Genomic DNA, 19,067 nt, shown 5'->3' on the forward strand with positions numbered 1-19,067 from the left:
GTTAACCCACCCTACGCACTACCCTCTACTGCTTCTCGATCCCAGCATCCGCGATCAGCTTTTCCCACAGCACCAGCTGCTCCTTCAGGAACGCGTCGAACTCTTCCGGCGTGCTCGAGAAGGCCTCCATGCCGCGCTCGGCGAGCTGGCTCTTGGTGTCCGGCCGCTCGACGATCTTGCGGATTTCCGCGTTCAGCCTGGTGACCATGTCCTTCGGCATATTGGCCGGGCCGAAATAGCCCTGCCATGAGCTGATGTCGAAACCCTTCACCGTGGAGTCCATGGTGGGCAGATGCGGCAGCAGGGCGGAGGGCTTTTTGGTGGTGACGGCCAGCGACTTGAGCGCCTTGCCGTTGACGTGCGGTAATCCGGTCAGGACGTCGATGAACATCATCGAGACGCGGCCGGCGATCACGTCGGTCAGCGCCGGCGGCGAACTCTTGTAGGGGACGTGCAGCAGGTCGATGCCGGCGAGGCGGGCAAAGGTCGCGCCGGAGACGATCGCCGACGAACTGCCGCTGGCGTAGGAGTATTTGCCCGGCTCCTTCTTCGCCAGCGCGATCAGCTCGGCGACCGAATTGGCGGGAATGTCGGGGTGGATCACCAGCATGAAGGGCAGGTCGCCGGTCCGCGCGATCGGCGTGAAATCCTTGATCGGATCGTAGTTCATGGTCTTGAGCAGATACGGATTGGCCGAATGCGTGGTGTTGGTCGTCACGAACAGCGTGTAGCCGTCCGGCGCCGAACGCGCGACATAGCTCGCCGCGATCGAGCCATTGGCGCCCGCCTTGTTCTCGATCACCATGCCCACGCCGAGCGCGGTGCCGAGTTCCTTGGAGATGATCCGCGTCGTGGTGTCGGTGCCGCTGCCGGCGGCGAATGGCAGCACCAGCGTGATGTTGCGGTTCGGATACGGAGCCTGCGCGGACGCCGTCGATGCCAGCGCGAACAGCAAGGATGTTGCCGCCGCCATGCGCCGGTATCGTTTCAAGGACGCGATCATAGGGTCGTTTCTCCCGTTGGTTTTTTGAGGGGTTGGCGGGCAAGCTAGCCTGCCCGGAGGGAAAGCGGAAGCGGTACAGCGCCGCATATCGATTGCGTTCCCCGGCTGATGCGCAGCACGTCCGGGACACGGAATTCATGGCCTCGCCGAGGCCCGCCGCGACGCGATCACGACGCCGGCCAGCACCAGCGCATAGCCGACCAGGTGAAACAGCCGCAATTGCTCGCCGAGCAGCAGGATCGCCATCGCCGAGCCGAACACCGGCACCAGATGGAAAAACGGCGCGGCGCGGTTCGGTCCGATCAGCGCCAGGCCGCGGTTGAAGAACGTGTAGGCCAGCGTCGAGGGAAAGATCAGGACATAGGCCAATGTAGCCAGCGTCAGGAAATCGAACTTCAGCACGGCACCGGTCGAAAACTCCCAGACCGAGAACGGCACCAGCATCAGCGCGCCGCAACAGGTAGTGAAGGAGATCAGCGACAATTGATGCGTCACCGGGCGGCGCAGCATCAGCGCCGAGTAAAGCCCGAACGACACCAGCGAGGAGCCGAACATCACGTCGCCCTTGTTGAAGCTGATGCTGGCGAGCGCCGAGAAATCGCCGCGCAGGATGATGGTCAGGACGCCGATCAGCGAAAGGGCAATGCCGGCCAGCTGCGCGCCGGTCAGCCGCACGCCGAACAGGACCAGCGACCACATCGCCACGAACAGCGGGCCGGATGACTGGATCAGCAGCGCGTTCAGCGCCTGGGTGTATTGCATCGCCCAGAAGGAGATCGCGTTGTTGTAGGCAAAGCCGATCAGCGAGAGGAACAGCATCAGCGGCAGATGGGCGCGCAGCGTCGGCCAGTCGCGCTTGAGATGCGGCCAGGCGAACGGCAGCAGGATCAGGAAGACGCCGAACCAGCGGATTGTGGTCAGCGTGATCGGCGGCACGTGGTCGCCGACATGCCGGGCCAGCACGATGTTACCGGCCCAGAACAGCGAAGTCAGGGTCAGCAGGACGTAAGGCTGGTTGTTGAGCCAGCCGACCGGATCGCGGGCGGGCGGCAGTGGCGCGGGGCTGGTCATCGTCTCGCGGGAGTTGTGCCGGATTTTCGCCGCGCGACAAGTCCCGAGTCTGCAATGCTACTATGGCTGCAATGCTAATGTTCTGATTGGTCTGAACCGGCCGGGAGCAAGTCATGGGCGTCTGTCGTCATGGCCGGGCTTGTCCCGGCCATCCACGTCTTTCTTGCTCCGGCATCGCAGACAAGTTTGCGCAGTCTGCGCAAAGCAGACTGCTACGGCCGGGCATGACGGCGTTCGCTATGAAGCGCTATTCGTCCTACTTCTTATAGGCGGCGACCACGGCTTCACCGTCGGCGCCGGCCTTCTTCGACCAGTCGGCCGTCAGCTGCTCGCCGATTTTCTCGAGCCCGGACTTCAGCGCGGCAGGCGGCGGCAACACCTGCATCTTGTTGGCTTTGAGTTGATCGAGATACCACTTCGCCTTTTCTTCCGCGAGCTTCCAGCCGCGTTCCTCGGCGACAACGGCCGCCTTGAGGATCGCTTCCTGCGTCGGCTTGTCGAGCGCGTCGAAAGCCGCCTTGTTCACGAAGGTGACGTTCTTCGGAATCCAGGCCTGCGTGTCGTAGAAGTGCGTCATGGTTTCCCAGGCCTTGCTGTCGTAGCCGGTCGAGCCCGAGGTCATGAACGCGTTGACGACGCCGGTCGCCAGCGCCTGCGGCAATTCCGCCGCCTGGATGGTGATGGGCTGCGCGCCGACCAGTTCGGCGATGCGCGAGGTGCCGACGTTATAGGCGCGCCACTTCAGGCCTTTCATATCGTCGATGGTGTTGAGGTCCTTCTTGGCATAGATGCCCTGCGGACCCCACGGCACTGCGAACAGCAGCATCAGCCCCTGCGATGCGAGCTTCTTTTCGACGGCGGGCTTTGACGCGATCCACAATTTCTTGGCCGCCGGATAGCTCGTCGCCAGGAACGGAATAACATCGACGCCGAACAGCGGGTCCTCGTTCTCATGCAGCGAGATCAGAACCTCGCCCGCCTGCGCCTGACCGGTTGCGACCGCGCGCTTGATTTCAGGGGCCTTGAACAGCGACGCCGCCGCATGCACGGTGATCTGCAGCTTGCCGCCGGTGGCATCGCCGACGTCCTTGGCAAACGCGATCAGATTGACCGAATGCGGATTATCAGCCGGATAGGCCGCCGGAAGATTCCATTTTGTCTGCGCAGTCGCGGGGGCGACAGTTGCGGAAATCGCAAGCGCCGCGACGCCGGCAGCCATTGCGCACGTTTTAACAAGCCTCAACATGACAATACCTTTCTCTAGCCAGGGAACGCTATCCGCGGCAGCAGCATCACGATATCAGGAAACACCGTGATGATGGCAACCGCCAGAACGAGCAAAAAGAAGAACGGCAGGGCCGCCTTGGCGACGGTGTTGGAATCCTTGCCGCTCATGGTCTGCAACACGAACAGGTTGAAGCCGACGGGCGGAGAGACTTCAGCCATTTCCACCACCAGCACCAGGAAAATACCGAACCAGACGAGATCGAATCCGGCCTGCTTCACCATCGGAATGACGATGGCCGTGGTTAGCACGATCATGGAAATGCCGTCGAGGGCCGTGCCGAGTACGATGTACATGACGGTGAGCGCCGCGATCAGCGCATAGGGGCTGAGGTGAAGACCGTTCACCCAGTTCGCGAGCGCCAGCGGGATGCCGGTATAGGCCATCGACGTGCCCATGTAGGATGCGCCCGCCAGGATCAGCAGGATCATGCAATTGACCCGCGTTGCGCCCATGACGCTGGCCCAGAACGCCTGCCAGGTCAGCGCGCCTTGCCACCATGCGATCGCGAGCGATCCCAAAACGCCCCAGGCCGCGCATTCCGTCGCCGTCGCCCAGCCCATCAGCAACGACAGAAAGACGAAAGCGATCAGCAGCAGACAGGGGAGCAGATTGAGCGATTCCGAGACGCGTTTGCGAAAGCTCATCGGCGGGTCGGCCGGCGGCGTGCGCTTCGGATTGGCAAGCGACCAGACGGCGATGTAGCCGGAGTAAAGCGCCATCACCAGCAAGCCCGGCAGAAAGCCCGCGAGGAAGACCTGAATGATGGAGACGTTGGCCTGCACGGCGTAGACCACCATGGTGATCGACGGCGGGATCAGAATGCCGAGCGTGCCAGCGCCGGCCAGCGAGCCGAGGCTCAGGCCTTCGTCATAGCCGCGCTTCTTCAGTTCGGGCAGGGCGATCTTGGCCACCGTGGCGCAGGTCGCGGCCGAAGATCCCGACACCGAGCCGAACACGCCGCAGGCAAGCACGTTGACGTGCATAAGCCGGCCCGGCAGCCAGTTCAGCCACGGCGCAAATCCGCGAAACATTTCTTCCGAGAGCCGCGTGCGAAACAGAATTTCGCCCATCCAGATGAAGAGCGGCAAGGCTGCGAGCGACCACGACGCACTGTTGCCCCACACCGTCGTCGCCAGCACGCTGCCCGCCGGAATGGCGCCGCCGGCGAATTGCATGCCGGCCCATCCCGTCGCCATCAAGGCGACGCCGATCCAGACGCCGGCACCGAGCAGCAGCGCAAGAAATCCCAGCAGGATGGCGGCGATCGAGAGCAGCTCCATGTCAGACCCCGCTCTGCATGGCGCGCTCGACGATTTCCTCGGCGCTCTTTGGTTTCGGCAATTCGTAGCGCGGCGGAAAACCGCGCAGCACGTGGATCAGCTCATCGACAAAGGCGATGAAGAGAATTACGAGGCCGCCGCTGTAGCCGAGCTGCGGGATCCACAGCGGCACCGCGATGACGCCTTGCGAAATGTCGAAAAACTTCCAGGACTGCCAGGTCATGACCGAGGCGTGCCAGGCGAAAAAGCCGATGAAGCCGGTGCCGACCAGAAGCGCGGCGATCTCCACATAGTGGCGGACGGCGTCGCTGAGGCGGTCGATCAAAAGACCGACACGGATCATTTCGCCGTGCTTGAACGTATGGGCGAGCCCGAGGAAGGCGGTGGCCGCCATGCACCAGGAGATGAAATCGTCGCCCGCCGGAATGTTGATGCCGAGCGGCCGGCCGGCCGAAAGCAGCATCATCAGCACGAAAATCACAATCAGGAAAAGTCCGGCGAGATAGCCGGAGAACAAATAGAGCCGATCGAGAAACAGGCGGATCATCGTGTGTTCTTTCCCCTCACGCGCAGACTGCCCGGAAGCAATGGACGTACCACTTCAGCCAACCGTCCCTGGCCGGAAATGCCCGTCAGCCGTGCTCGAAACGGGCGACTGAAGTCAATCCCGAAAAGCGGGCAGGGTTTCCGAGTTGTTCAGAACCGTCAATGGGACGTTCTGCGGATGCCGAAGAAGACACGAACTATTTCAGCGCCAGGACGACCTCACCCGCCGCCGGATCCGTGACGCCGAGGCCGCCGCCGAGGTCTTCGAGCGTATCGCGAAAAGAATTGAGGGTCGCGATCATGTTCGGCCGCGCCGCGACGCACGCGTCCATGTCTTTCCACTCGGCGATAATGCAGTAGGAGCGGTCGCCGGTCTTGATGATGTTGGCGTGCGTCAGGCCCGGCCACGTCGCTGCAACGTTCGTGTGGGCATCCAGAAACTCCTGATCGCGTCCTGGCTTCACTCGGAAACGCACCGTATTGAAAGCGGTCATCGGCCTTCTCCCCTCGCCTTTGAGGGGGCCGAGGATACCCAGCCTGCACAGGGTTGGGCAATACAATAGGGCCCCCTGACCCGCCGGCGCGAGCCGTCCATGCCTGCAATGCGCTGCGGGCCGCCGAGCGCCCCCGGCCCTAGAACTTTCGTACCAGATCCGGTGTGATCTCGCTGATGCTGCGGATACCCAGCAGCGCGAGGTCGCGGTCGATTTCGGCATGGAGCAGGCTGATGGCGCGCTGCACGCCGGCCTCGCCGCCGGCGATCGCAGCATAGAGGAAGGGGCGGCCGACCCAGACGAAATGGGCGCCGAGCGCCAGCGCCTTGATCACGTCGGTGCCGCGGCGGATGCCGCCGTCGACCATGACGGTCATGCCTTTCGCCTCGGCCGCAATCTCCGGCAGCGTGCGCAGGCCCGACATCGTGTAGTCGAGCTGGCGGCCGCCATGGTTGGAGAGCATCACGCCATCGACGCCGCTCTCGCGCGCGATCCGGGCGTCGGTGGGCGAGACCAGTCCCTTGAGGACGAGCTTGCCCTTCCAGCGCTTGCGGATCAGTTCGACATGCTTCCAGGCGAGCTGGTCGCGGGCGCCGATGTTGCGCATCAAATTCTTGGCCAGCACCGGCGGGCCGCGCTGCGCGTCCATGTTCTCGAAATGCGGCATGCCGTAATTCTTCACGGTGCGCAGCCAGGTGCCGAGCAGCCAGTGTGGATGGGTCACCGTATCCCAGGCGACGCGTGGCGTGATCGCCAGCGGCACCTGAAAGCCGTTGCGGATGTTGTTCTCGCGGTTGGGCGGCACCGGCACGTCGGCGGTGACGACGAACGTGTCGTAGCCTGCCGTGGCGACCCGGTCGACCAAGGGCTCGATACGGGCGGGTAGGCCCGCCAGATAGGCCTGGTACCAGGCGGCCGGATTTTCCCGGCGCACGTCCTCCAGCGTGATCAGCGAGGAGGCGGAGAGAATCATCGGCACGTTTTCGGCGGCCGCCGCCCGCGTCAGCACGATGTCGCCGCGATAGGCGCACAGCGCCGAGGAGCCCATCGGCGGAATGCCGAACGGCGAGGCGTAGGTCTTGCCGAACAGCGTCGTGGTCTGGTCGCGGCCGGAGACGTCGTTGAGCACGCGCGGCAGGAAACCGTATTCGTCAAAGGCCGCGCGGTTGTCGCGGACCGCGGCGTCGGTCTCGGCGCCGCCGGCGATATAGCCGTAGAGGAATTTCGGAATCCGCCGCCGCGCGGTGGCTTCGAAATCGTCGAGCGAGAGATAGCGTTTCAAGTGACGTGGAACCGCGCTCGTGGCCCGGGTCACTGTTGCGGGCGGAGCGGTCAGGCCAGCGGATTTATCGAGCACGGCGGAGCAGTCCCTGTTCTTGGTTATTTTCGGAGCAAGACGCTATCGTCTGGCGGGGGGCGCAGCAAACTTGCTGTTGTTGATGGACTGGCTGAGATCGATCAGCATTTTCCGGGCTTCTTTCAGCGCCGTGTCGGACTTCTTGTCGAAGCTTACGATCAGTTCGCGCATCGAAATCACGGTCGGCAACAGGTCGCCGCCATATTTGTCGCTGCCGAGCCCGCCGAGGAAATCCCGGGTCTTGGTCAGCGCTCCGTCGACCGCGTTGATGCCGTCGTCGGCGGTGCCGATGATGTTGCTGATCCGCTCGCCACTGCCGGACAGCGAGGCCGTGAACGTTTCGAAATTGCTCAGCGTGTCTTTCACCGCGACTTCATTGTCGGCGATGATCTTGTCGACGTTGCGCAGCGCCACGCGGATTCGTGCCTGCATGTCCAGCAGTCCTTCCGGATCCGCGGTCAGTTCGGGAATGCCGTCGGCGCCGAGTGGCGGCGGATCGACCGTGCCGCCGGTAAAGGAGATCGCGGCGATGCCGGTCAGGCCCTGGAATTCGAGGCCAACCTGGGTGTCCCGGCGTACCGGGGTGTTGCCGTCGATCATGGTGAGCACGACGACGCGGCGGGGATTATCCAGTTTCATCGACACCACTTCGCCGACCCGCACGCCGGCGAAATTCACGCTGCCGCCCTGGCGCAGGCCGGAAGCGGAGCCCTCGAAGATCACCCGGAACGGCGTCTTCTGCTTATTGCCGGCGAATTTCTGATAGCCAAGGAACGAGCCGAGCGACCCGGCGATCAACGCCAGGGTCAAGGTCCCGATCATCAGATTGCTGGCGCGCGCCATCAGCGAAATCCTGCGAAGCAGGCCCAGTAGATAGCGGATTTGCCGCTGCAAGTCACCGCAACCGGGCTGTCCAAAGCTAGCTGGGCTGCTTTCGCGACGCGACAAACACCCCCGTCAGGACCAGCGCGAACCCCAGGAAATGGAACGGCTGCGGGTGCTCGCCGAGGAAGGCGATCGACATCACGGTTCCGAACACCGGCACCACGTGGAAGAAGGGCGCGGCGCGGTTGGCGCCGATCAGCTGCACCCCGCGATTGAAGCACAGATAGGCCAGCGTCGAGGGAAACAGCGCCACATAAAACAGCGTCAACAGGTTGGCGGTGTCGATCCGCATCAGGGGCCGCGCGAACAGTTCCCAGATGAACAGCGGGATCAGGCACGCAGCACCTGCGCCGAAGGTGAAGGCGACGAACGACAGGCCATGGATGGCGGGGCGTTTCAGCGACAGCACCGAATAAAGCCCGAAGATCGCCAGCGCCACGGTGAAGATGAGGTCGCCTTTGTTGAACTCGATGTTCTCGAGCGTGGTGAGATCGCCGTGCAGCAGGATCACCAGCACGCCGGCCAGCGACAGCAGAACCCCGCCGGCCTGGTCCAGTGTCAGCCGCACGCCGAACAGGACCAGCGACCACACTGCGACGATCAGCGGCGCCGCCGACTGCAGCAGCAGCGTGTTCAGCGCCTGGGTGTGTTCGAGCGCCCAATATTGCAGGGTGTTGAAGGCGCCGATGCCGGTGATCGAGAGCACGATCATAGTGCCGAGGCGGCCGCGGATCGCGGCCCAGTCGCGCACCAGATGTTTCCAGGCAAAGGGAAGAATGATGAGGAACGCGAACGACCAGCGCAGGAACGACAGCGTCACCGGCGGGATATGCCCCGCGGCGAGGCGGCCGACGATGGCGTTGCCGGCCCAGCACAGCGCGGTGATGCTGAGCAACAAATATGGCTGGTTGGCGATCCAGGTCGCGGGCTGCACGGGCGCGTTGGGTTCGGAAGCAGACATTCGCAAAGACAAGGCCCGGTTCATGACGCCGCGGCCCGCCCGGCGACGGAAGCCGGGCCGGAGAAGGTCGCCCGGCCTGTGTCACAGACACCGATTTGCCGGGTTCATCAATGGGGCAGATGCATCGCGACCATGCGCGGAGGGAGATGCGCGGCGTTCCGGTTAACCCGCTTCGTCGGGGCCTGCGGCCTGACGCTTGACGATCTGTTCGGCGAGCTGGATCAGCATCCGCTTGGTATTGTTGTCCTGCAGCTCGCGGAACACGCGCAGCAAGCGCAGTTCGAGCAGCGCCTGCATGGTATCGGCATTGGCGTTACCGGATTGCGGCTTTTGCGGCTTGGTCGACGGCGACAGGCCCTCGAACAGATCGTGGGAGACGCCGAGCGCGTCCGCCACCTGCATCAGGCGGCCGACGCTAACGCGGCCCGACCCGTTGTTGGCTTTCGGCGTCGGCTGGCCAGCGAGTACTTCCGCAAGATCGTTCTGCGAAAGCCCGAGCGCGAGCCATCGCGCCTTCACCAGTTGATCGATTTGCCCGTCGGTCGACTTGCTCATGTGCCTCGCTCAGCCAATCTTTGACCGTGATTCTTTCATGAAACCCGCGAACAGATTCACCAGCGGCTCACCCTTGTAGGTTTTCTGCAAATCATTGGGATGGACAAACTCATCGCGAAACCACGGATATTTGCGGCCGTCGAACGCCTGGATGGTCCAGTCGATCAATTGCTTGACGCGTGGAATCCGCTTCGCATCGGGATGGTAGGTGAGCCAGATATCGAGTGGAAACTGGACGCCGAGATCGAGCGGAATCAAGGGCCCGGCGATCGCCGGTATGTAGGTCGGCAACCAGCCGATGCCGGCGCCTTTTGAAACGGCCCAGACATGCGCGCTGGAGACGTTGTTGCGCATCGCGACAAAGCCGAGCTGTTCGCGTGCGGCATGCCGTTCGTACATCTCCCTGCCTTTGGTCTGCTCTGCGTCCTGAATCACCATGCGATGGTTTTGCTGCAGGTCCTTCAGGTCCGTCGGCATGCCGTAGATTTCGACATAGGATGGACTGACGAACGGCATGATGTGAAGCCGGCCGATCTTGACCCGCTTCAGGTTGGGATTGGCGGGCTCCTCGAGTTGCACCGCGACATCGGCTTCGAGCCGGAGCACGTCCGCCGATCGCATCTCGCATTTCAGATCGACCAAGAGGCCGGAATAGACCCGCTGGAATTCGACCAGCCGGGGCGCCAGCCAGAAAGTGCCGAGCCCTTCGGTCACGGCAAGCCGGACCTCTCCGGTGAGCGCCGGCGTCGCCCGGCTTAGCGCGCGGTCGAGCCCGAAGGACGCCTCTTCCATCCGTTTGGCGGCGTCCAGAACCGCCTCGCCTTCCGGCGTCAGCCTGATCCCGTCGACGTGGCGGGTCATCAGGGGCGTCTTGTAGGCATTCTCCAGGACTGAAATTCGCTTGCTGAGGAAATTGGCGGACATGTTCAGCTGCGCAGCCGCGGCGCGGAAGCTCCCGGTTCGGGCGACCGCCAGGAAAATCCGCACCAGATCCCAGTTCGCCATTCGTCCCGGCATGTGCGCGCCGTTGTGCGCGCCCCTGCGCTCACCTGAGTGCATACAAATCGCCTCGTTTATCGCCTTCTAATTTAAGGGATCGATATTTCTATTCTTGGCAGAAAACCAAGCCTTACACAATCAAGAGACGATCAATGAACGCGCTCGACATCGATCTGATCAGAAAATCCGCCCGGGAGCACGCTCGCGCCAGCCGGTCGGTTCCCGCCAGCCGGTCCACGGCCCATTCTCTCGAGAGAATGACCAATCTTCAAGTGGCCAGACGCACGGTGATTTTCACCGTCGGGGCCGCCGGCATCGCCTCGCTGGTTGACAGGGCCCGCGCCGACATACCGGGATTAACCAAGAACGAAATCCTGCAGGCGGCGGCACGCCACAACCCCGATATTTTCTGGGCAATCGCGCGAAGCGACCGGTTCGATATCGGCGACCCCAAGGGCGAGGGCTTCCTTGCAGTGTTGCCGCTGACCCATGAGGGCATGCGCCGGCTGCTCGACGGCCGGCTCAACACCAAGGATCCCGAGCTGCGCTACGTCGCGCGGCAATCGGAGCGTCCGGCCGGCATCTATGTCTGGGCGATCCATGCCAAGGGTACGCTCGCGGCGGCGATCCCGCTGGTGCTGCAGAAAATCTCCTCGCCGCTCTACCAGGGCGTCAACCTCTATTCGCGTCCCATCACCAAGGGCGGCCTGCGGGTGCTGGAGCCGCTCGGCTTCCAACCGGGCGCAAGTTACGAGGAATTGTTCGTTCCGCATCTGCAGATGTTCGACCGCTCGAAGGATCTTCCGCGGGTCAAGGCAATGCCGCCCGAGCCGGTCACCGTCGAGGTCGTCCGCTCGATGGACGAGATGGCGCGCGTCATTGCGATCCGCGGAGCGGTCTACATGGGCGAACAGCATTGCCCGTTCGAAGAGGAATTCGACGGCAATGATTTCTCCGCCACCCATCTGATCTGCCACAAGGATGGCGAGCCGGTCGGCTGCATGCGGATCCGCTATTTTGCGGATTTCGCCAAGCTCGAACGGCTGGCCGTCCGCAACGAAAGCCGCAACGCCGGCCTGGCCGGCCAGATCGTGGACACGGCCATCGAGCTGTGCCGGAAGAAGGGCTACCGCGTGCTGTACGCGCATGCGCAGGCCCGGCTGCTCGGCTTCTGGCAGCAACGTGGCTTCAAGCGCTCGCCCGGCCGCAAGTTCGTGTTTTCCGACTTTGACTATGTCGAGGTCAAACTCGAGACCGAGAAGCATCCGCAATGCATCACCCTCAACGACGATCCCTACGTGCTGATTCGTCCCGAAGGCCGCTGGGATAGACCGGGCATCCTCGAAAAATCCACCAGCCGGGGAATTTGCCAAGCGGCGGATGTCCAATGAGTTCGGTCATTGATTTGCGAACCTATGTCGGCGCATCGCGTGGCCGCCTGCTGATCATGGTCGACCTGCAGGAGAAAAACTACGCCGCATTGGCCAGGGACAACGCGCGAGACATCCAGCGGTCGCTGAACAATTGCTTGGCCGCGATCCGGCATGCGCGCGAGTTTGCCATACCGATCGCGTTCACGCGGCAAGCCGAGGGTCGGGGCGATGGCCCGGGCATACTCGAACGCTCGAGCCAGTCGGCGTGGATTTCCGGTCTCGAGCCGCGGCGGTCGGACATGGTGTTCGAGCGCCAGCAACCGTCCTGCTACAGCAATCATTTGTTCGAAAGCGTGGTCTCGCAGGCCGGAAGCTTCGCCATTGCCGGTCTCGTCGCCGAGGAAACCTGCCTTGCGACGGCGATGGATGCCGCGCGCAGGGAGCACAGCGTCACCTTCCTGAGCGATGCATCCGTGAGCCGGTCGCGGCCCAATACCGACGCCGCCGCCGTGCATGTGCTCGCCACAAGGGCGATCGAACTTTTCGCCGACGTCGCCACCACCGGCCAGTGGCTGGTCGCGACGTCGCAGCGACCTCTCAAAGGGCATTGCTATGGATGAGTTAAGTGCGCGTCGTTTGCGTAATGTGCTTCCGGTGCTGGTAGAGCAGCGCAATTTGCTGGTTTCGGGCGGCGTCTCCTTTGCCGGCCATCTGGTCGATCTTGCGATCATGCAGCTGCGCCTCTCGCTGCACGAGGTCTCCGAGGACGAATTATCCGAGTTCTCCAACGTGCTCAGCGGCGAACGCAGCGATTGAACCCCGGGAGTATCCGTATGCCCGGACGCAGGTGGATCATCCTTGCGGTGTTGTTCGCGACGCGCGCGGCCATCGGATTCCAGTTTCAATCGATCGGGTCGGCGGCCAATCTTCTGATGGCCGATCTCGGCATCGGCTATTCGGAAGTCGGCATGCTGCTCGGCGCCTATATGCTGCCGGGCGTCCTCGTCGCGTTCCCGGCCGGATTGCTCGGAAGCCGGGGCCGCGAAAAGACGCTCGGGATCGTGGGCCTGGTGCTGATGGCGGTTTCCGGCCTGGCATTGAGTTATTCCGGCGATCTCGCCCTCGCGCTGGCGGCGCGCACGGTTGGCGGGGTCGGGGGCACGGTCGTGGGTCTGGTCGCGACCAAGATGGTGGCGGACTGGTTCGACGCCCGCGAGATGGTGCTGGCGATGTCGTTCCTGCAGATGAGTTGGCCGTTCGGCGCCATGATCGCGCTGCCGATCCAGACCTGGATCGCCCATTCGCTCGGCTGGCAGGCGGTGATGCTGTCGGCCGCGATCTGTTCGGTGGCAGTGCTGCTGGCGTTTGCGATGATTCCGCGCGCGGCGCAGCTGGCCCAGGCGGAGGCCGCCGGCCGCGGACGGCTTCCGCGTGCGGCGCTGATGCCGGTGGTGATATCGGGCGCCATCTGGGGCGCGATGAATCTCGCCTGCGTTTTGTTCTTCAGCTACGCACCGCTGTTGATGGTGGCGCAGGGATCTTCGCCGACGGTTGCGGCGTCGCTGACGAGCCTGTCGATCTGGTTCACCATTCTCGCCATTCCGGCCGGCGGCTATCTCGTGCACCGCGCCGGCCGGCCGATCACCGCGATCATTGCCTGCAGCCTGATCGCGGCCTGTGCGCTGATGCTGTTCGTGGAGAATTTTCATTCGACGATCGCATGCCTGATTTTTGGCGTCGCGATCGGTCCGATGTCGGGTGCGATCCTGTCGATGCCTGCCAGGGTGCTGGAGCCGGCCGACCGGTCGATGGGCTTCGGCCTGTTCTATACCTGCTTCTACGTGCTGATGGCGGCCGGACCCACCGCCGCCGGAAGCCTGCAGGACGCCTGGGGATCGCCGGCGGCAGCACTGGTCGCCAGCGCCGCGCTGCTGGCATCGATGGTGCCGCTGGTCCTGTTGTTCCTGGTCGTCGCAAAGCGCTGCGATTTCGCGCAGCCGAGCCCCAAAGCAAAACTGCGCGCGGCGTCTTGAACCCTCACACCGTCAGGGCCTGCGCGATCGCGCCGAGCGCCTGCACCGCGTCATCAGGATCGAGCTCGACCTGCAATCCGCGCTGCCCGCCATTGAGGAACACGGTCGCGTGGCCGAGCGCGGCGGCCTCGATCGCGACCGGCACGCGCTTCTTCTGCCCGAACGGCGAGATGCCGCCGACATGATAGCCGGTGAGCCGCTCGGCATCCGCCGGGCGCATCATCTTCGCGGCCTTGCCGCCGAACGCAGAGGCGAGCTTCTTCATGCTGACTTCGCCGTCCGACGGCACCACCACGCAGACCGGCTTGCCGTCGACCTCGGCCATCAGCGTCTTCAGCATGCGGGAGGGCGCGACGCCGAGCGCCTCGGCCGCCTGCAGGCCGATGCTGTCGGCGTTGGAATCATAGACATAGCTGTGCAGCACAAACTTCACGCCGAGCTTTTCCAGCGCCTTTGTCGCAGGAGTGGTTTTAGACATTTGCCAGATTACTCCGCGTTCATGCCGCCGCCTTCGCGCCGCCACAAATTTTTGGGGGATATCAAAGGGTTGTCCTCCTTTTTGACGACCCCCGAAGCTTGCTTCTTGCTTGCCTAGACGGGCTGCTTCCTTTATCCGGTTGAGCTGCCTCGCATGCGAACGGCCTTAAGGCCGTGATTTGGGCTGGGCAAGCTACGGGCATGATCCGGAAAAGTGGATACCGGTTTTCCGAGAAGATCATGCCCGAACTAAAGAAACATTCGACGGCATGGTTCAACCTGAACCATGCCGGAGAGCATGATCCGGAAAGTCGGGCAGTAGTTTTCCGGGGAGGTCATGCTGAAACCACGTGAGTCGCAGGGAAACGCTTAGAAATGGCCAATGTTGTCGTCGTCGGCGCCCAATGGGGTGACGAGGGGAAGGGCAAGATCGTCGACTGGTTGTCGGAGCAGGCTGACATCGTCGTGCGCTTCCAGGGCGGCCACAATGCCGGCCACACGCTCGTCATCAATGGCGAGACGTACAAGCTGGCGCTGCTGCCGTCGGGCGTGCTGCGGCCATCGAAACTGGGCGTCATCGGCAACGGCGTGGTGTTCGATCCGCAGGCCTTTCTCGACGAGGTCACCCGGCTGAAGGGCCAGGGCGTCGCCATCAGCCCGGAAAATCTCCGTATCGCGGAGAACGTCACGCTGATCCTGCCGCTGCACCGCGAGCTCGACGCCTTGCGCGAATCATCCAACGCCGGCACCGCGATCGGCACCACCCGCCGCGGCATCGGTCCGGCCTATGAGGACAAGGTCGGCCGCCGCGCCATCCGCCTGATGGACCTGGCCGACCTCGACGCCCTGCCGCACAAGATCGACCGCCTGCTGGCGCACCACAACGCGCTGCGCCGCGGCCTCGGGCTGGAGGAGTTCGACGGCGGCGTCATCCTGAAGGACCTCACCGCGCTGGCGCCGCAATTGTTGCCCTACACCGAGACCGTGTGGCGGCTGCTCGATCTCAAGCGCCGCGAGGGCAAGCGCATCCTGTTCGAGGGCGCGCAGGGCGCGCTGCTCGACGTCGACCACGGCACCTACCCCTATGTCACCTCGTCCAACACGGTGGCGGCGCAGGCCGCGACCGGCAGCGGCCTGGGGCCGAGCGCGGTCGGCTATGTGCTCGGCATCTGCAAGGCCTATACGACGCGGGTCGGCCAGGGCCCGTTCCCGACCGAACTGGACAACGAGATCGGCCGCAAGATCGGCGAGCGGGGCCGCGAGTTCGGCACCAATACCGGCCGGCCGCGGCGTTGCGGCTGGTTCGACGCCGTATTGGTAAGGCAGGCCGCAAGAACCTGCGGCATCACCGGCCTCGCCTTGACCAAGCTCGATATTCTCGACGGCTTCGACACGATCGAGGTCTGCACCGGCTACATGCTGGACGGCAAGGAAATCGACCATCTGCCGGCCGGCGAGGGCGCCCAGGCCCGGGTGGTGCCGATCTACGAGACCATCGAGGGCTGGAAGGAGCCGACCGCCAATGCCCGTTCCTGGGCGGATCTGCCGGCCCAGGCCATTAAATATGTCCGCCGGGTCGAGGAATTGGTGGGCTGTCCGATCGCCTTGCTTTCCACCAGCCCGGAACGCGAGGATACTATTCTCGTTCAAAACCCGTTCGAGGCTTAACGAGTTGTTACCCATAAGTCCGCATTGTTGAGTCGTTATGGCTGACTACTATCCGCTGATCGCCCGCGCCATTGCCGGACTGGACCCCAGTGCTCCCGGCGAGAGCCGCCGTGCGCTCTATGAGCGGGCCCGCTCGGCGCTGATCGCGCAGCTGCGCAGCGTGCAGCCGCCTTTGAGCGAATCGGAAATCACTCGGGAGCGGCTGTCGCTGGAAGAGGCCGTCCGCAAGGTCGAGTCCGAGGCCGCCCAGCGCGCCCGCGACGCCTCGCGGCCCGGCGGCGCCGGGGCTGCGCGTGGCGGCGACGCCTTCCGCCGCGCCAATGCGCGCCCGCCGGAATCCGGCGCGCCAGCTGCCAACCCACCCCGTCCGCGCCCGGCTTCGCCGCCGCCCGCGCGCGAACCCCGTCCGCCGTCTGGTGACGGCGACCAGCAGCGCCCGCCGCGCAACCTGCGGCCCGATGCGCCACCCCCGCCGCCACCACGCCCGCCGCAGCTGCCGCCGGGGCAGGAACCGCCGCTGCCGCCGACCCGTGAACGGTCAGGCGCGGCACGCCGCGGTCCCGATAATTCAGCGCCGCAGATGCCGCAGCCCCCTGGCATGCGCGGCTTCCGCGACATCGCCGCCGACGCCGACGATCTCGGCCGCGCCGCGGCCCAGGCCAACCGCTCGGCGCGCAAGACCTACGCCAACGTGCCCTCGCCCTCGCCGGAGTTCGACCGGCTCGAGCCGAGCATGGAGAACCGCGGCGCCGATCCGGAAGCGCCGTATTCCTATGAGGAGTCGCTCGAGGAGGCCGACCGCTATTCGCCGCAGGCTTCCCCGATGCCGCCGCCGCCGCAGCGTTCGCGGCTGTCGCAGGATCGCGACCGCGAGCCGAAAAAGCCACGCCGGGTCGGCGCGGCTTTCCCGTTCAAGAGCGCGATCGCGGTCGGCATCGTGCTGATTTTGGTCGGCGCCGGTATCGTCTGGGGCAAGCAGGCGCTGACCATCGTCTCTGGCCTGTTCAAGTCGTCGCCGGTCGTCGAAGCGCCGAAGGATCCGTCGGCGCCGCAGTCGAAGCCGAAGATCCCCGATCGCGTCGGCCAGCCGTCGTCGGAGCAGGTGGCGCCGGTGGCGCAGCGCGTGGTGCTGTATGACGAGGACCCGTCCGATCCCAAGGGCAAGCAATATGTCGGCTCGGTGATCTGGCGTACCGAACCGATCAAGGCGAGCGGCAACCAGAAGCCTGACATCAGCGTGCGCGCCGACATCGAAATTCCCGACCGCAAGTTCAAGATGACGATGTCGTTCCGCCGCAACACCGACACCTCGCTCCCCGCAAGCCACACCGCGGAGCTCACCTTCATCCTGCCGCAGGATTTCTCCGGCGGCGGCGTCGGCAACGTGCCGGGCATCTTGATGAAATCCAACGAGCAGGCGCGCGGCACGCCGCTGGCCGGGCTCGCCGTGAAGGTCACCGACGGCTTCTTCCTGGTTGGCCTCTCCAACGTCGACGCCGACCGCGCCCGCAATCTGCAGCTCCTGAAGGAGCGTTCCTGGTTCGACGTGCCGCTGGTCTACGTCAACCAGCGCCGCGCCATCATCGCGATCGAAAAGGGCGCGCCGGGCGAGCGGGCGTTCAACGAGGCGTTCGCGGCCTGGGGCGAGTAGCGGGCGGCGGCGGATTGTTTCGCAACGCTTCCGTCAAGCCTGTCGAATTTTTCGCAAGATCATCGTAAGACTGAGACCGCATCTGATCCCGCGATTGGAAGAGGACGGTCCATGAAACGCTATCTGATCTTCGGAGCTATCGGCCCGTTCGTCGGCGGGCTCTTGATGCTGTTCGCGATCACGATGGCTTCCGGCTACTGGGCCCAGACCGATTGGAAGGAGGTCGGGAAATTCTTCGGCACTTTCGTCAAGACGCTGCAATACAGCTATCTGTTCGGCGTCGTGCCGGCGCTGATGATCGGCGCCATCGACGACATCCTGTATCACGTGCGGCGCATCCCTCCGTGGGTGCGGATCGGCATCGTGGGCGTGATCGGGTTCACGGTCACGGAACTGCTCTACGGCTCGCGCGGCCCGGACACTGGCGTTGTTCAGTTCATCCTTTACGGACTGGTCGGCGGCGTGCCCGCGGTGCTGTCGTCGTGGCTGGCGCACAGATATGCCGACGAACAGGCGCCGGTGCATTCGACGTAATCCAGGGCAGGACCGTGTCGGCGTGGGCACCGGTCGCCGTCCGTTTCCGGGTCCAGCGAAGGCCTCGGTCCAGGGGATGCAATGTCAGACATTGGGGATAAGACCGCCGGCATTCTTCTCACCGAGGCTGACGAGGCGGTCACCCGTCAACAGAGTCTGATCGGCCGCCTTCCGCCGGCGGCGCGCGAGCGCGTCGAGCGCCATGGCAGGAAACAATCCTACCAGCGCGGCGAGACATTGTTCCTTCAGGGCGATGTGCACGATGGTATCGTGATCATCGAAAGCGGCCTTGTTCGCAGCTACTACACCGCGCCTTCGGGAAAGGAGATCACCCTGGCCTACTGGTTGCCTGGCAACTTCGTCGGCGGTCCCGAAATCTTTGACGGCGGCGTTCATGTCTGGTCCGCCGTTGCGGCGAAGAACAGCACGGTCACGCATCTTCCGGGCGCAGGCTTGCGCGATCTGGCCCGCGACGTGCCGGATTTGGCGATCGAAATCATCGAGGCGCTCAGCTTCAAGGCGCGCTGCTATTCCTCGCTGGCGCAGATGCTCGGCACGCGCTCGCTGTCGCAACGCCTGGCGCAGGTCCTGCTGCATCTCGCCAAAACCTATGGCTTTGACGAAGAATCCAGTGACGGCGGCATCGTGATCGCAGCCGCCTTTACCCATGCCGAAATCGCGAATCTCATTGGTGCGACGCGGCAATGGGTCACCATCAGCCTCAACCGGATGCAGAAAGAGGGCGTGCTTCGGCAGAAGCGGGGCATGCTCGTGATCCAGCGTCTTGATCTGCTTACAGCAGCAGCATCCGCCGACGACGACTAGCGCTCTTCAGCGACGGCGCGTCCGACGTCATCTGGACGGGTCCGCTGCCCAGCGACCCCGCATCGGA

Annotated in this window: 20 protein-coding genes; 8 read left to right on the forward strand and 12 right to left on the reverse strand. The window is 64.1% G+C overall.

Annotated features, from left to right (window positions below):
- Positions 1–25: 25 nt before the first annotated feature.
- The 11 genes from JQ558_RS23065 to JQ558_RS23115 all read right to left on the reverse strand — a co-directional run bounded on the left by JQ558_RS23065 (position 26) and on the right by JQ558_RS23115 (position 10,499).
- Entirely contained in the window at positions 26–1,003 is a 978-nt protein-coding gene (locus JQ558_RS23065) for a tripartite tricarboxylate transporter substrate binding protein (RefSeq protein ID WP_212207257.1), read from the reverse strand.
- A gap of 135 nt (positions 1,004–1,138) precedes the next feature.
- A complete protein-coding gene (locus JQ558_RS23070) occupies positions 1,139–2,074 on the reverse strand; it encodes a DMT family transporter (protein WP_212207258.1) in 936 nt (311 codons plus the stop codon).
- A gap of 256 nt (positions 2,075–2,330) precedes the next feature.
- The gene (locus JQ558_RS23075; protein ID WP_249119328.1) at positions 2,331–3,293 is read right to left on the reverse strand and encodes a TRAP transporter substrate-binding protein; all 963 of its coding nucleotides are present in this window, start codon (positions 3,291–3,293) and stop codon (positions 2,331–2,333) included.
- A 41-nt stretch (positions 3,294–3,334) separates the two neighbouring features.
- Positions 3,335–4,642, reverse strand: a complete 1,308-nt coding sequence (locus tag JQ558_RS23080) for a TRAP transporter large permease (protein WP_212207260.1) — start codon at positions 4,640–4,642, stop codon at positions 3,335–3,337.
- Between the two features lies 1 nt (position 4,643).
- Entirely contained in the window at positions 4,644–5,189 is a 546-nt protein-coding gene (locus JQ558_RS23085) for a TRAP transporter small permease (protein WP_212273896.1), read from the reverse strand.
- A 196-nt stretch (positions 5,190–5,385) separates the two neighbouring features.
- On the reverse strand, positions 5,386–5,682 hold the full coding sequence (locus JQ558_RS23090; protein WP_212295302.1) for an antibiotic biosynthesis monooxygenase: 297 nt from the start codon (positions 5,680–5,682) through the stop codon (positions 5,386–5,388).
- 139 nt (positions 5,683–5,821) lie between these two features.
- On the reverse strand, positions 5,822–6,964 hold the full coding sequence (locus JQ558_RS23095; RefSeq protein WP_249142593.1) for an alpha-hydroxy acid oxidase: 1,143 nt from the start codon (positions 6,962–6,964) through the stop codon (positions 5,822–5,824).
- 117 nt (positions 6,965–7,081) lie between these two features.
- On the reverse strand, positions 7,082–7,882 hold the full coding sequence (locus JQ558_RS23100; RefSeq protein WP_212295304.1) for an MlaD family protein: 801 nt from the start codon (positions 7,880–7,882) through the stop codon (positions 7,082–7,084).
- Positions 7,883–7,958: 76 nt separating this feature from the next.
- Positions 7,959–8,885, reverse strand: a complete 927-nt coding sequence (locus JQ558_RS23105) for a DMT family transporter (protein ID WP_212295306.1) — start codon at positions 8,883–8,885, stop codon at positions 7,959–7,961.
- Between the two features lie 162 nt (positions 8,886–9,047).
- Entirely contained in the window at positions 9,048–9,440 is a 393-nt protein-coding gene (locus tag JQ558_RS23110; protein ID WP_212295307.1) for a helix-turn-helix transcriptional regulator, read from the reverse strand.
- 9 nt (positions 9,441–9,449) lie between these two features.
- Positions 9,450–10,499, reverse strand: a complete 1,050-nt coding sequence (locus JQ558_RS23115) for a LysR family transcriptional regulator (protein ID WP_212207265.1) — start codon at positions 10,497–10,499, stop codon at positions 9,450–9,452.
- A 197-nt stretch (positions 10,500–10,696) separates the two neighbouring features.
- Here JQ558_RS23115 and JQ558_RS37350 point away from each other — a divergent pair, with 197 nt between their 5' ends.
- Genes JQ558_RS37350 through JQ558_RS23135 form a run of 4 tightly spaced genes read left to right on the forward strand, consistent with a single transcriptional unit; the run spans position 10,697 to position 13,845 of the window.
- Positions 10,697–11,830, forward strand: a complete 1,134-nt coding sequence (locus tag JQ558_RS37350; protein ID WP_249142594.1) for a GNAT family N-acetyltransferase — start codon at positions 10,697–10,699, stop codon at positions 11,828–11,830.
- Positions 11,827–12,432 (forward strand): isochorismatase family protein, encoded by a 606-nt coding sequence (locus JQ558_RS23125; RefSeq protein WP_212207266.1) that lies wholly within the window; start codon positions 11,827–11,829, stop codon positions 12,430–12,432. The genes JQ558_RS37350 and JQ558_RS23125 overlap by 4 nt, the downstream gene beginning before the upstream one ends.
- 16 nt (positions 12,433–12,448) lie before the next feature.
- Entirely contained in the window at positions 12,449–12,628 is a 180-nt protein-coding gene (locus JQ558_RS23130; protein WP_212207267.1) for a hypothetical protein, read from the forward strand.
- Positions 12,629–12,645: 17 nt separating this feature from the next.
- Positions 12,646–13,845, forward strand: coding sequence for an MFS transporter (locus tag JQ558_RS23135; protein WP_212273892.1), 1,200 nt, complete (start codon positions 12,646–12,648; stop codon positions 13,843–13,845).
- 4 nt (positions 13,846–13,849) lie between these two features.
- On the opposite strand, the gene ybaK is transcribed toward JQ558_RS23135, so the two are convergent.
- Entirely contained in the window at positions 13,850–14,323 is a 474-nt protein-coding gene (gene ybaK / locus JQ558_RS23140; protein ID WP_212295309.1) for a Cys-tRNA(Pro) deacylase, read from the reverse strand.
- 374 nt (positions 14,324–14,697) lie between these two features.
- Between ybaK and JQ558_RS23145 the strand changes: the two genes are divergently transcribed.
- From JQ558_RS23145 to JQ558_RS23160, 4 genes are all read left to right on the forward strand, one after another.
- The gene (locus JQ558_RS23145; protein WP_212295311.1) at positions 14,698–15,990 is read left to right on the forward strand and encodes an adenylosuccinate synthase; all 1,293 of its coding nucleotides are present in this window, start codon (positions 14,698–14,700) and stop codon (positions 15,988–15,990) included.
- A gap of 37 nt (positions 15,991–16,027) precedes the next feature.
- A complete protein-coding gene (locus JQ558_RS23150) occupies positions 16,028–17,641 on the forward strand; it encodes a hypothetical protein (protein ID WP_212295313.1) in 1,614 nt (537 codons plus the stop codon).
- A 111-nt stretch (positions 17,642–17,752) separates the two neighbouring features.
- Positions 17,753–18,175: a DUF5413 family protein gene (locus JQ558_RS23155; protein ID WP_212295314.1), complete on the forward strand. Its 423-nt coding sequence runs from the start codon at positions 17,753–17,755 to the stop codon at positions 18,173–18,175.
- Between the two features lie 81 nt (positions 18,176–18,256).
- Positions 18,257–19,000, forward strand: coding sequence for a Crp/Fnr family transcriptional regulator (locus JQ558_RS23160; protein WP_212273889.1), 744 nt, complete (start codon positions 18,257–18,259; stop codon positions 18,998–19,000).
- The last annotated feature ends 67 nt before the right edge of the window (positions 19,001–19,067 follow it).

The organism is Bradyrhizobium sp. AUGA SZCCT0160, assembly GCF_018130105.1.
Taxonomy (GTDB): Bacteria; Pseudomonadota; Alphaproteobacteria; order Rhizobiales; family Xanthobacteraceae; genus Bradyrhizobium.